This is a genomic window from Providencia sp. M-27, from assembly GCF_011077905.1.
Taxonomy (GTDB): Bacteria; Pseudomonadota; Gammaproteobacteria; order Enterobacterales; family Enterobacteriaceae; genus Providencia; species Providencia huaxiensis.
This window is the reverse complement of record NZ_JAALBT010000001.1, coordinates 654,575-668,437: the sequence shown is the minus strand read 5'-3', so window position 1 is coordinate 668,437 and position 13,863 is coordinate 654,575. Positions and strand designations below refer to the sequence as shown.

The window sequence follows — 13,863 nt, the reverse complement described above, 5'->3', positions numbered from 1 at the left end:
AACAACCTCAGTTAAATCTGTGACTACAGTGAACCAAATAGCGGCTGGCTTTTTTTCAGCACCCAAACTCGCCCATAATGGTTATAAAAACCGGCCATTTTCCCAGCGTCATGACCTATACCGTGGTAAATATCAAAATGATGCCCTTTAATTGCACCACCGACATCCAAGGCTATCATCATACGCATTTCATACTGCCCCGTAAATTTCCCGTTATTATCTAATACAGGGATTTCTGCGAGCAAAGCTGTACCCGGTGGAATGAGGGTTTTATCTGATGCAACGGATGCCTTAGCAATTAAAGGAACCGCACTTGCGCCTCTAACAGGGACAAATGATTGCGGTTTAAAAAAGACAAATGACGGGTTTTCTTCTAAAAGCTGGCGAACTTCTTGCTCGCTATGCTGGTCCGTCCAATCATGGATAGCTTGTAATGACATTTGGCTAAGAGGAACCTCACCGCGGTCTACCAGCACTTTTCCGATACTTTTGTACGCATGGCCATTTTTACCTGCATAACCAAAGAAATTCAAAGGGCTACCATCCCCAAAATCAACATAGCCACTTCCCTGAACTTCCATCATAAAATTTTCAACGGGTGAATTACTATAAGCTAAAATTAAATTATCACTCAGGGCACCGTTATAAATCGCGGCTCGGCTAGGTAAACGCTTCTTTCCTTTTGGGGGCATACCGTACAACGGATAACGAAATTCACCTTGTGCCATACGACGGGCCTCAATCACAGGTGTGTAATACCCTGTAAATTGAACGTTTCCATAATTATCGGCACCTTCCATTTGGAAAGCCGTTAAATTGAAATTCGCCAATTGAGCCGGATCTCCTCCCGCCATCAACCAATTTTCTATGGCATGGTAAGCATCATTGTTATTTTTAAACAACCGTAGTGATGCATTTTTGATTTCATTAACCTGCTGATTAAAATCTGGAGCATTGATTGGTCGCCCCTGTACATTCACTTGATTTACTTTCTGTAAATCTTGAACTAAGCGACCATCTTTATATTGTTGGCCTTTATCCGTTGGATGGGTTTGGCACCCAGCTAATAAGGAAAGAAATACACTGGTTACTAACCACTTTTTTACTGTTTGTTTATTGACGATTTTTGTTAGCCCTATATTCATGCTCTACCACCCAGATAAATCCAACAATCCAATATGAAGCGCACAATAGCAAACCCAATTAGGGAATGAAACGTGTAAATATATTTAGAGTGGTTATTTTCCTTCACCAACTCATCAAAGTGTAAAAAACAGCCAGACAGAACAAATTTTGTTCGGTAAATGCTAAATTTTGAAAAAAAAACACGAAAAAACTTGCATCAGATCTCATCCCGAGTATAGTGCCCGCATCGGACGCGGGGTGGAGCAGCATGGTAGCTCGTCGGGCTCATAACCCGAAGGTCGTTGGTTCAAATCCAGCCCCCGCAACCAATTACTGATTAAATCAGTAAAGTAACAAAAAATCTGCAGTATAAAGTCGTAAAAATTCAGTCGCGGGATGGAGCAGCATGGTAGCTCGTCGGGCTCATAACCCGAAGGTCGTTGGTTCAAATCCAGCTCCCGCAACCAATTTTTTACCTCTTCAGTCGCGGGGTGGAGCAGCATGGTAGCTCGTCGGGCTCATAACCCGAAGGTCGTTGGTTCAAATCCAGCCCCCGCAACCAATTCTTTTGAGTCCCCTTTCTGGTCCCCCATCACCTTTTTAATATCACTATAAAAATTCTATTTTTAATCATAACTGAAAAATAAAAAAGGCGATCCACATACGTTTATCACCTTTCTTAATCTTTTTAAATTAACTAGTTGCGGATCGCTAATGCACCACCGTTACGGAAATAAGCTTTTACTCCTTCAAAAATGGATTCTGCCATTTGCTGTTGGAATTTTGCTGTTTTTAATTTCTTCTCTTCTTCCAAATTACTAATAAAAGCGGTTTCGACTAGAATCGATGGGATCTCAGGTGCTTTAAGTACCGCGAATCCGGCTTGGTCAACTCTGTTTTTATGCAGCTTGTTAACTTTTCCCATTCGTTTTAGTACTTCGTCACCGAATTTCAAGCTGTCATTAATTGTCGCAGTTTGCACGAGATCAAACATCGTATGGTCAAGATACACATCACCACTTTTACTCACTCCGCCCACTAAGTCCGCTTCGTTTTGTGTTTGTGCAAGGTAACGAGCCGTATTACTGGTCGCGCCTTTCGTCGATAGTGCAAAAACAGAAGAGCCTCGGGCTGAACGATTAGTAAATGCATCCGCATGAATTGAAACGAATAAATCTGCCTGCATTTTACGCGCTTTCGCCACTCGGACTTTTAATGGAATAAAGACATCTTCATTGCGTGTCATATAGGAGCGCATTTTAGGATCTTTATCTATCAGTGCTTTTAGCCGACGTGCGATCTGTAAAACCACATCTTTTTCACGCGTTTTATATTTGCCGATCGCACCGGGGTCTTCGCCACCATGTCCTGGGTCGATCATAATAATAATTGGGCGATCCGTCCCTGCTTTACCCGGTTTCTTCGCTTGAGCAGGCATGCTCTCCTCAAGATCACCTTTATTATAATCCTCAAGTAATGCCAATAGAGGATCATCATTGGTGTCAACGCCTTTACCTGGATAAAAATCAAGAACTAAGCGATGCTTAAATTCCGCAACAGGGGCCATCGAGAAGAATTGAGGACTGACTTTATTTTTAACTTCAAATACCAAGCGAACCGTTTTCGGATCAAATTGCCCAACTCTAACTAGTTTAAGGTAGGGATCACGTGTTTGAATTTGAGTTCCCATATCCTTCAATACATTATTTAACTGCACCCCTTCAAGATCGACCACAATACGCTCAGGGTTATTAAGCACAAACTGACGGTACTTCAATGGAGTACTAGATTCCAATGTAACTCGTGTATAGCTCGATGCTGGCCAAATGCGCACAGCCACCACGCTGCTACTCGCAGAAAAACCGAATGGGCTAATGCTCAGTAACATAACTGCTGCTGCGCCTTGAATAAAACGACGCTTCGATGGGTTGTGATCTTGGTGACTCATCAATAATTCCGAACCTAGAACTGAGAAATAAAGTGATTTTAGGATAAATGCTAATAGTTAGCCTTGAAATACGCACTCTAACTAATCATTTGCACTCTGTCATTAAGAATATATCAAAGCATCTATAGAGTTACAGACATGAGTATAACCTAATCATACTGAGAGAAAATATTTGTGAGTGACTTTCTGTGTCAATTTTATGCAATTTAGTTTTCATAGAGTATATCGAGTTAAATTTAGAGATATGTAAATGTAAAAAATAAAAATGTTACTTTTTTTATCCCATCTTTTACTTGATATTTACCGACAAAAAGAATAAAAATACATTATTAACGAATAAAAATTCAATTAAGAGGGTTGTTATGAAAGAGCGCAGCACCGAGTTGGTTGATGAGTTTCGCCATTCGGTTCCTTATATAAACGCCCACCGCGGCAAAACATTTATTATTATGCTTGGTGGTGAAGCGATTGCGCATGAAAATTTTCCTAGCATTGTCAATGACATAGGATTATTGCATAGTTTAGGCATCCGAATTGTTGTCGTTTATGGCGCTAGGCCTCAAATTGAGGACATTTTAGCAGAGCATAAATATGATGCGGTTTATCATAAACATACTCGCGTCACCGATGCGAATACTCTTGAATATGTAAAGCAAGCTTCTGGCGCTTTACAATTAGATATCACGGCTCGGTTATCTATGAGCTTAGGTAATACCCCGCTTCAAGGCGCACACATTAATGTGGTTAGTGGCAATTTCGTTATTGCCCAACCTCTGGGCGTTGACGATGGTATTGATTATTGCCACAGTGGAAGGATCCGTCGTATTAATGAAGAAGCCATTAATAATCAATTAGATAATGGTTCTATTGTACTAATTGGGCCGGTTGCCGTCTCAGTCACAGGGGAAAGTTTTAATCTGACCTCTGAAGAAATTGCCACTCAATTAGCAGTAAAAATGAAAGCGGAAAAACTGATCGGTTTTTGCTCCTCACAAGGTGTAGCAGACAAAGAAGGCAATATTTTGTCTGAATTATTCCCAAATGAAGCAGAAAACCGCATCCAAGAACTTGAATCTGAAGGTGATTACTATTCAGGAACTGTGCGCTTTTTACGCGGAGCCGCAAAAGCTTGCCGCCGAGGCGTCCGCCGTAGCCACCTATTGAGCTACCAAGAAAATGGCTCGTTAATTCAAGAGTTATTCTCTCGTGATGGTATTGGTACCCAAATCGTCATGGAAAGTGCGGAACAAATCCGCCGTGCAAACATTAATGATATTGGTGGAATATTAGAGCTTATTCGCCCATTAGAGCAACAAGGGATTTTAGTTAGACGTTCACGTGAGCAATTAGAAATGGAAATTGATAAATTTACCATTATTGAACGTGATAACTTAGTCATTGCTTGTGCAGCGCTTTACCCTTACCCAGAAGAAAAACTAGGTGAAATGGCTTGTGTCGCTGTTCATCCTGATTACCGAAGTTCATCTAGAGGAGAGGAGTTACTGCACCGTGTTGCTGTACAAGCAAAACAATTTGGTTTAGATAAACTATTTGTCCTGACAACTCGTAGTATCCATTGGTTTCAAGAGCGTGGTTTTACCCCCGCGGAGATTGAGATGTTACCAATGAAAAAGCAGGCTTTATATAACTACCAGCGTCGCTCTAAAATATTGATTTTAGACCTAAAAAACCAAGCTGATAAGTGAATATTAGAGTCTTCAGCATAATTACTGTTTCGTCACTGACTTTAGCCCCAAACTATACAAGGATGCATAGTTTGGGTCGTAGCTTTAAAACTACGGAATAGCCGTTAAGCTATCTGAATAACTCTAGCTTTCTCACACAAAGGAATGGAATCTAAATGTGGTTGAATTGCCGCTTTCATCTCAGCGAAAGATGTACCATAAAAATAGAATGCGGTTTCTGTCGGGCCATCCCAAACGCCATGAATGCTCCCAATATCTTCCACAGCATCATCTAGAATATCGAACACTTCACTGATATCCCCGTTTTCATAAACGTCATCCGCGAGTTCTGTCCCGTTGAAATAAATAGCCATACCTTCATCTGAACCAAAATCGATTCGAACATCTTCCCCATGAATAAATAAACGAGAGCCTTTTGGAGCTAACATTGAAGAAAAAAGTTGAATAATTAAACTGATATTTTCGTCACTCGCCTCTTCAAGTGCTATTTCTATATCACATTCCTGCGCTTCACCATTATCACCTAATAATGTCCCACCACCTGTGACATGGATATTTTTATCCATGCTTTTCATGACTTCATTAAATGCATCTTCTAAGTCACCACGCCTAATAGGCTCAAGCCTTGCATTTAATGTTACTGTAATTGCCGTCATTTCTTGCTGGTTATCCATCTCATTACCTTTACTTTAGGGTGAATTATTCACGTAACTTACAAATAAGTTAGTTACATTAATTGGGTCGCTAAACCGCTCCGTCGCTTAGTTGGCGTTTCAACGGCTCGACGTAATACTTTTGGGCTACCGTAAAGAGATAGCTCTTTTTTAGCTCGAGTTATCGCTGTATACACAAGCTCACGTGTCATCACTGGAGAATATACATTTGGTAAAACCAATGCGGTATGAGCAAACTCCGAACCTTGTGATTTATGAACAGTCATTGCATAAGCTGTTTCATGCTGTGGAAGCCGGTTAGGTTGTACTCCACGAATAGTCCCATCTGGAAATTGGAAATAGGCTCTCAGTGCATTTTCTTCATCTGGTAAAATGATGCCTATATCCCCATTAAAAAGTCCTAATGGGCTATCATTACGACTAATCATAATTGGTCGGCCTGCATAGTGTTTATTCAATAAATTATATGGGCGGTTTATTATCCCTTGCCTATGAAATAATTTTTCTAATTTATCGTTAAGGCCAATAACGCCAAAAGGCCCTTCCCGCAGAGCCGTTAGTAACCGATATTGGTTAAATTTTTTCAGAACTTGCTCAGGATCTTCTTTATCTTTAACCGCAAGTAGATATTCCTTATAATTTTCAGCGGCATCTAATAAAATTTTCGCGTAATCATCCGCTGTTTCTTGAATATAACTATGCACATCTGGACGTTGTTGATTTAGTAATTGTTGAACTCGAGAAACATTCCCTTCATTTACAGCAAAAGCGAGTTGGCCAATCCCTGAGTCTGCAGAAAAACGGTAGCTTTTACGCAATAAACATAGGTTATCACGAATAATTGGGCCGCTTGGTGATGCGTAAGCTGCAACTGAATATCCTGTTAGCGCCGAAAGTTGAGATGCCCTTTCCACACTATAACCGTTATCAGCAAACTGACAAATATCCCCTAACACAGCACCCGCTTCGACAGAAGCAAGTTGATCTTTATCACCTAGAAATATTAATTTTGCATTTTCAGGCAGTGACTCAAGTAATTTACTCATCATGGGTAAATCTACCATTGAGGCTTCATCAACAATGAGTACATCAAGAGATAAACGGTTGTCTCGGTTATAACGAAACTGCTGACTTTCAGGTTGAGCCCCTAATAAACGGTGTAATGTTTTTGCATGATTAGGCAAAACAGCGCGTTCTTCATCGGTTAAAGGCATCTTTTTCATCGCTTCACCAAGAGATTCCGTCAACCTAGCTGCCGCCTTACCAGTTGGAGCAGCCAGCTCTATTCTAATTTTGTGGTGAAGTTTGGTTTCAAGCTTAATTAATGCGGCAAGGATACGTGCAACCGTTGTTGTTTTTCCCGTCCCTGGCCCCCCTGATATGATTGACACCTTGCTGGTTACGGCAACTGCTGCTGCAATTTTTTGCCAATCAATATCATCAGTAGTAGGAAATAAATTATCTAGTACTTCCTTGATTTGGGCATTATTTTGCTTTTCTATTGATGTGTTAGAGAAAAACTTTGCAACATATTGCTCATATTGCCACATCCGTTGAAAATATAAGTATTCCCCTGAAAGTATTAAAGGCGAGATCTGGTTTTCTGTTGATAGCGACACTGCATTTGCTTGTTTGAGCGTTTGATAAAGTACTTGTTCGCTCGGCTCTCCCATTTTTTGCCAAAATTCAGCGGCTAATTCAGGATGCCTTCCTGCAAATAACTTTTCAGGTACAACATCTGCCAATGCTAAGCAAACGTGCCCAGCCATAGTTTCTGCGCTAAGAAGTGCGGCAATCATAAGCACTATCGGGTGCTTATCATCAGAAATACTGTAAGCAAATTGCACATCAAGAGGTGTAAAGATACGTAGCTCAATAGCCTGATTAAATAGGGATTTCATTAAGCGGGTTCCCCTTGTTGGACATTTTTAAATAAGCTATCTAACGCTTCAATAAACGCTTCTATAGGGCGACAAAAGAAAATACCGTTACTGGAGTTAACATCATCTACCCCCCTTAGAAATAAATAATAGACACCCCCAAAATGGGTTTCATAATCATAATTAGGCATTCTTTGCTTTAGGTAACGATGTAACGCCAACGAGTATAGTTGATATTGCAAATCATAGCGGTGGTCTATCATCGCTTCAGCCATCGCTTCTTGAGTATAAAAGCTAGCGTCTTCCCCTAGATAATTTGACTTATAATCAAGAAGGTAAAATTTACCTTTCCAGTAAAAGGTGAGGTCAATAAACCCTTTTAAAATTCCCTGAACTTTCTCAAAACTTAGTGGAGGACAACGTTGTGATAATGGATCATATTGATGTGTTATCTTATCTAAATGGCCTGCACTCAACATTGACTCAATAGGGAGATAAAACTGCATCTCATCTAATTGGTCTTGAGGCCGTAAAGCAGATAAACATAACCCGTCTTCTGATAGTGGTGCATGTACAATTGCGTGTAGCCATTCTTGCAGCATTGGCGCCCACTGTAAGTCGAACCCTGAGGATTCAAGTTTTTCAGCCAACCATTCTTGAGAAACTGGTTCACTAAAATCAATCTCTTCCATTAAGCTATGTAAAAATGTTCCTGGTGACGCACCTTTAGGAAATTGATGAGGAGTTAGGGACAAAGACTCGTCTTCCTGCTGCTCTACATCAACACTAGCCTCAATATCCATATTCGGGGCTAATGAATTCGCAAATTGCAATGCTGAAACTGATTCTTCTGCTTCGGTATGGCTTGAACCGTAACTTAACCCCGAATAGCTAGTAACACGCCAGTGGTCATTAAAATGACGAGTCACTGCTCTTGCGGATAAGTTTACACGACCATTTTGTTCTAATAATACGCGTTCCGACTTAGGTTGATTAATCACTGCAACATCAATAACGTCATTGCTAATTTCAGCCAACATCTCGTTTAAGAGTTGGTAATCACCAGCTTGCCCTTTTTGGATAACGTAACCCAGTGCAGATAAGTGTAAATCGGTTTCACCACTTTTTTTCCTGTTACCTTTAATTAATGGTGCAATACCGACACTACAGTGATAAATAGCCCTTGTGAGTGCCACATATAATAAACGTAGGTCTTCTGCCAAGCGTTCTTCGTCAGCTAAAGCGACATTTTCTTCGCTATCATTTAAATCTAGCCGTACCCCATAATCTGTTCTGTCGTGATATAAGCCTTTAGATTGAGGTAAAAAATTGCTCGCAAAAGGCAGCCATACAATTTTGTATTCAAGGCCTTTAGATTTATGTATGGTACTGATCTGCACCAAATGTTTATCACTTTCAAGACGCATTTGCTGTGCGTCAGATTGATGATCAGGATGGGCTATTTGTTGCGCTAACCAACGGATTAGTGTGTGCTCACCTTCAAGTTGTAATGACATTTCTTGCAGTAATTCACCAATATGCATCACATCCATCAAGCGACGCTCTCCGTCGGTGCCTGATAATAATGTTTCTGCAATTTGCCTCTGCGCCATGACCATTCTAAGCATGGGGAGCACGCCTCGTTTTTGCCACACCACGGCATAACGAGCAAATTCATCTACAATTTTTTCCCACGACCTTTCATCATGGTTTAGGTCATCAATTTGTTTAGCGGTTAAACCCAATATTCCTGTCGCCAATGCACTGCGCAAAACACGTTCTTTTTCAGGTGTTAAAACTGCCTGTAGTAACCACAATAAATCCCTAGCTTCTGACGTTGAAAATACACTCTCCCGATTAGATTGAAACACCGAAGGGATATTTAACCGATTTAAAGCATCACGAATTAATACGGCTTCGCGCCGACTGCGCACCAACACAGTAATATCCGAAGCTTCGACAGGAGTATGCGTTCCTTTATTGTCAAAATAGCTACTACCTTGCAAGCCACCTTGCAAGTATTGTGCGATTTGTACTGCACATTGTGAAGCTGTTGCTTGCTCATATTCAGCAACGGAGACACCTTCTTCTTCCATTTTCCAAAATGTAAGCGCGTTGACTTCTTCACCATTATGGATAAGTTTTCTACCGCTATTTTGCTTAGCGAAATTAACGGGTTGAAAAGGAATTTGTTCAAAAATAAAAGGTGACTGACAATGGCTAAATAGATGATTAATAGCTTCAACCATATTTTGTGATGAGCGATAATTAGTCTCTAATGTATAGTGAGCGCTAACTTCATTTTTTGCTTCAATGTAAGTGAAAATGTCAGCGCCTCGAAAAGCATAAATAGCTTGTTTAGGGTCGCCAATAAAAAGTAATGCGCTGTCATTAACTTCTCGATAAATTCTTTGGAAAATACGATACTGCTGTGCATCCGTGTCTTGAAATTCATCTATCATCGCAACGGGAAAACGTTGGCTGATAGCTTGAGCTAAAAACTTTCCACTCTCTTGAGCAAGAGCACTATCTAAACGGGTCAATAAATCATCAAATCCCATTTCACCACGGTTATGTTTTTCAAAACTAATCGCTGACCTCACCTCTGAAATTGCCAGTGGAATAATTAGATCTTTTAGGGTTAATGATTGAGAAAGTAGCTCATCTATTCTTTGGAAAACAACATGCTCTGGCCCTGAGCCACTTTTTGATTTTTTATGTAGTACCGTTTGTGAGAAGCGTTCAAGATCTTTAGGCAGCTGATAATCTTCTGTTTCTTCTTGAGCCCATTCGCCAATTTTTATCAACCATGCAGGTAGAAAACGAGTACTATAACTTCGTTTATCAACATCTGACTCAGCGATGAGTTTCTCAAAATCCGCTGAATTTTCTAACCATGCCGTTTTAACTGACTCAATTAACAAGATTAGCCGCTGATGCCGTTCTTCTAGAGTTTCTACTTGTTTCGGTTGGTTAATAATTAAAGGAATATCACCCTGTAAGAAAGGTTTAATCTCCGAAAGCAATGCTTCGGGACTATTCCACAGTGACTGAATGACTTTTGTCATGGAGTAATTCAGAGGATAAAAATGACGGCGCCAAAAGTCTGCACAGGCTTGTTTTTGAATCGGAGATTCATCTTGAATCATTGTTTGTTCGAACAATACTCCCGACTCAAATGCATTATGAACTAGCATTCTTTGGCAAAAACCATGGATAGTATATATCGCCGCTTCATCCATTTGCCTTTCCGCTGCCTGCAACCATTGCGCAGCGAATTTTCTTTGGGACTCCCCCGAAAGCTCGGCTAATAATTCAAGGTACTCAGGCTGCGACTCGAAACCAACACCATTTCTTAAGCAAACTAAGCGCATGTCATGAATACGTTGACGAATACGTCCCCGTAACTCATTCGTCGCAGCCTCAGTAAATGTCACAACTAAAATCTCTTCAACACTTAACGGCCTAGGAAACGCATTAACGCCTCCCAGACCTAGTAAAAGCCGCAGATAAAGTATACCAATTGTGTATGTTTTACCCGTTCCTGCAGATGCTTCAATTAACCGCTGTCCACACAGAGGCAATGAAAAAACATTCAGTAATTGGGACTCTACCTGCACTTTATTCACTCAGCATCTTCCTTTATTGGTAAAATCTTTTGCAACTGAGAAGCTGTCGAGTAAAGCACCCAATCTTTCAGATGAGCATACCCCACTTTAGTATCAACTCCTTGGCCTATAACTTGGGAGCTAACTGCTAATCCTTTGTGCTTTATAACCGCATTTTCATAATACTCGATGACTTGTTCTTTCGTTGCGGTCCCTAAAGTTGCAATAACTTTTTCACGTGTATCAAAACTGAAAATATTTCTAGAAAAATCAGATGAGTAACGGCCTACTTCCTCATAGAATGTTTGAGGTGGTTGGTTCATCTCTGTGATAATAGATTGTTTATATTGATTAAACTCATCTATCGGTAGTTTTTTCAGTTTCTCTAATGCTTGAAGATAAAATTGTTGGTAACGAGTATTTAAGTAACTCGGAGTTTTAGCATTACTTTGAATTAAAAAGCCCATTCCCCACTGATCCCCCAGCCCTGCTTTAAAAGCAAATACTGCGTAACCCAGTTGCTCATTGGTTCTTAATTGGTCATAAAACCAAGGCTGAATCACTTTAGAAAGAATACCTGATAATACTGCACCATCAATGCGGCTATAACCGTCTGGGATAAAGATTTCAGCAAGTGCGTTATCTGAGCTATTCCCCTGTTTGTGGAAATCTGCTAGGTAATTTTTGTCAATAACGACAATGTCACCACGCCACCAATTGGTACCTTCGCTCTTTAATAATTGCTGTGCATCTTTAATAGTTTTAATGCTTTGCGATTCAGTCATATTACCAAAGACCAGCGCTTGTAATGCGGCACTTTTAACTACCATTTCACGGTAGTTAGTGATGTCCTGCAATGAAATTTTATCTAGCTCGGCTAAACGCTGTTCTTGCTCAAAATAAGGCACACTATTAATACGCTGAAGCGGTTGCATGGCCAGCTCATAAGCTTTCGCATTATTAGCAACTTCAATTTGCTCTTTATACCAAGACTTCGCTTGAGCTAACTCTTGTTCCGTTGGCTCAAAATTCAGGTATAGCTTTGTCATGGATAAAAAGAGTTCAGGTAAATGTTGGGTGTAACCACTAGCATTTAATTGCAGACCGATTCCCTGAGAAACAGAGACAGACATGCCTGCTACAGATGCCTGATATTGCAGTTCATCCATTTTCAATGAAGCGATATATTGTAATAAAGAGCCCGTGACTTGTTGCTTAGCGTCTTTATCACCTTGGTTAGAACGTAATGATAAGGTGATACTCGCCTTTGGCTCATCTGCAAAATATTGACTTGGCATATATAACACACGTGTATTGCCATCTTGATAGATGAACTCGGGGTGTTTATAAGCCTTATCAGTTTTAATTAGTGATAAATTATCAGCAATATACGGGTTTAAAGCAGGCAATTTAAAATTCATTTTAGATTCTAAACTTGCCCAGGTTTTAAATTGTTTTGCTGTGATTTTATTAACTTGATACGGTGCATCAACAAAGTAGGCTTTTTTGTTATTCGGTTCATTTGGACTAATAAACCAAATTCTCGCCTCTTGCGCAGTGAGCTCTGATAAACGCTGTTTAATCGCTTCAGGGTCATACTTATCAGCAATGTAATCTGAGTCAAGAACATGATTAACTGGAACATCAATCATTTGGTCTGATAACCATTCAATGTAGTTCATGTCCCTGACAATTGAACCATAACGGAATGATAAATTAAGAACTTTTGCTATTTCATCAAAGTAGCTTTTATTAACTCCATCATTCTTAATTAACTCAATATAAGAAAAGATAGCCGCGATAATTTCGTCTCTTTCTTGTAACCCTTTATCTGTCAGCGTGACATAAATAGAGAATGAGCCATAGTTTCTATCTAAATTTGGAGTGGCAGAGGCGCTGATACCTTCAGCAAGCCCTTGCGATATTAACCAATCCGCCAATGTTCCTGGGCTTCTATTACCAATTAAGTAACTAATATAGTTGTCACTTTTACTGCGAAAATCTGCCATATTATTTTTAATGCTAAATTCAATTTGTATGGCTTTTTGTGGTTGAGCTGGCACATAATGAATAATAATGCCTTTTTCATTATCCGTTACCGCAGGGGTATTAACAGCCGGAACACTGGCATTAAAATTAGGTATACGCCCAAATGTTTCCTGTGCAATATTCGCTAATGACTCAATAGATTGGTCGCCGTAAAGCACTGCATTCATTAGGTTTGCAGAATAATACTGCTTATAAAAACCCACGAGCTCATCTTGTAGTTTGCTATTAGGTTTATCTTTCAGAGTCTCTAAATTCCCCCCAGAAAAGCGTGAGTTCGGGTGTAATGGGTTCAATGTTTCAGAACGTACTTGCCATATACGCATCCCGTCACGAGAGCGTGCCATTGTAAGTTCTGCATTAACTGCATTACGTTCTCTGTCCGCATTAATCGGGTCTAAAAGTGGCTCAGCTAATGCATCTGCAAGCCTATCCGTCGCTTCTTTTAGTGCTCCATTTTCAACTTCAAAGTAATAAGCAGTACGATGAGAAGCGGTACTTGCATTATGGCTACCACCGTGTTTTTGCAAAAATTCAGAGAAACTACTTGGCTCTGGGTACTTTTTGGAGCCCATTAAAACCATATGCTCTAAATAATGAGCCAACCCTAATTGGCTATTTGGGTTTTCAATACTACCAACAGGTATCGATACCGCAGCCAATGATTTTGTTGCTTTGGTATCTGATACTAATAAAACCGTCATATCATTACTGAGTTTGATGGCTTTGTATTCCCTAGGGTCACTTTCACTTTTATTTACTGTTTCAGGCAAAACTTGCCAAAGTGGTTGTGCTGCAACCGCTTGGCCACCGAAAAAAATTATCAGTAATAAAAATAGATGAGCGATATTTTTGGATAAATATTGCATCCTTTGT

7 protein-coding genes and 3 tRNA genes are annotated in these 13,863 nt (G+C 40.1%); 4 read left to right on the top strand and 6 right to left on the bottom strand.

Features of this window, described 5'->3' with window-relative positions; genetic code table 11:
* Positions 1–23: 23 nt before the first annotated feature.
* Entirely contained in the window at positions 24–1,145 is a 1,122-nt protein-coding gene (gene mltA, locus G6Q48_RS03085; RefSeq protein ID WP_207393004.1) for a murein transglycosylase A, read from the bottom strand.
* A 232-nt stretch (positions 1,146–1,377) separates the two neighbouring features.
* Here mltA and G6Q48_RS03080 point away from each other — a divergent pair.
* The 3 genes from G6Q48_RS03080 (at position 1,378) to G6Q48_RS03070 (ending at position 1,687) form a co-directional block, all read left to right on the top strand.
* Positions 1,378–1,454: transfer RNA gene (locus tag G6Q48_RS03080), tRNA-Met, on the top strand.
* Positions 1,455–1,515: 61 nt separating this feature from the next.
* A tRNA-Met gene (locus G6Q48_RS03075) sits at positions 1,516–1,592 on the top strand.
* 18 nt (positions 1,593–1,610) lie between these two features.
* Positions 1,611–1,687 (top strand) — tRNA-Met (locus tag G6Q48_RS03070).
* A gap of 135 nt (positions 1,688–1,822) precedes the next feature.
* On the opposite strand, the gene amiC is transcribed toward G6Q48_RS03070, so the two are convergent.
* Positions 1,823–3,073, bottom strand: a complete 1,251-nt coding sequence (amiC, locus tag G6Q48_RS03065) for an N-acetylmuramoyl-L-alanine amidase AmiC (protein ID WP_102139953.1) — start codon at positions 3,071–3,073, stop codon at positions 1,823–1,825.
* 362 nt (positions 3,074–3,435) lie between these two features.
* Here amiC and argA point away from each other — a divergent pair, with 362 nt between their 5' ends.
* The gene (gene argA / locus G6Q48_RS03060; protein WP_102139954.1) at positions 3,436–4,779 is read left to right on the top strand and encodes an amino-acid N-acetyltransferase; all 1,344 of its coding nucleotides are present in this window, start codon (positions 3,436–3,438) and stop codon (positions 4,777–4,779) included.
* A gap of 104 nt (positions 4,780–4,883) precedes the next feature.
* Here argA and G6Q48_RS03055 read toward each other — a convergent pair whose 3' ends face one another.
* The 4 genes from G6Q48_RS03055 to ptrA are packed head-to-tail and all read right to left on the bottom strand — an operon-like array spanning position 4,884 to position 13,856.
* Complete coding sequence (locus G6Q48_RS03055) at positions 4,884–5,453, bottom strand: hypothetical protein (RefSeq protein WP_166264453.1); 570 nt, start codon at positions 5,451–5,453, stop codon at positions 4,884–4,886.
* Positions 5,454–5,506: 53 nt separating this feature from the next.
* Positions 5,507–7,354, bottom strand: a complete 1,848-nt coding sequence (gene recD, locus G6Q48_RS03050; RefSeq protein ID WP_166264451.1) for an exodeoxyribonuclease V subunit alpha — start codon at positions 7,352–7,354, stop codon at positions 5,507–5,509.
* Positions 7,354–10,962, bottom strand: coding sequence for an exodeoxyribonuclease V subunit beta (recB, locus tag G6Q48_RS03045; RefSeq protein ID WP_166264449.1), 3,609 nt, complete (start codon positions 10,960–10,962; stop codon positions 7,354–7,356). The genes recD and recB overlap by 1 nt, the downstream gene beginning before the upstream one ends.
* A complete protein-coding gene (gene ptrA, locus G6Q48_RS03040; RefSeq protein WP_166264447.1) occupies positions 10,959–13,856 on the bottom strand; it encodes a pitrilysin in 2,898 nt (965 codons plus the stop codon). Before ptrA ends, recB begins: the two co-directional genes overlap by 4 nt.
* Positions 13,857–13,863 lie beyond the last annotated feature (7 nt).

Bases quoted from the DNA above. Each gene is read 5' to 3' on its own strand.
- mltA (WP_207393004.1), bottom strand. From the start codon at position 1,145: ATGAATATAGGGCTAACAAAAATCGTCAATAAACAAACAGTAAAAAAG.
- amiC (WP_102139953.1), bottom strand. From the start codon at position 3,073: ATGAGTCACCAAGATCACAACCCATCGAAGCGTCGTTTTATTCAAGGC.
- argA (WP_102139954.1), top strand. From the start codon at position 3,436: ATGAAAGAGCGCAGCACCGAGTTGGTTGATGAGTTTCGCCATTCGGTT.
- G6Q48_RS03055 (WP_166264453.1), bottom strand. From the start codon at position 5,453: ATGGATAACCAGCAAGAAATGACGGCAATTACAGTAACATTAAATGCA.
- recD (WP_166264451.1), bottom strand. From the start codon at position 7,354: ATGAAATCCCTATTTAATCAGGCTATTGAGCTACGTATCTTTACACCT.
- ptrA (WP_166264447.1), bottom strand. From the start codon at position 13,856: ATGCAATATTTATCCAAAAATATCGCTCATCTATTTTTATTACTGATA.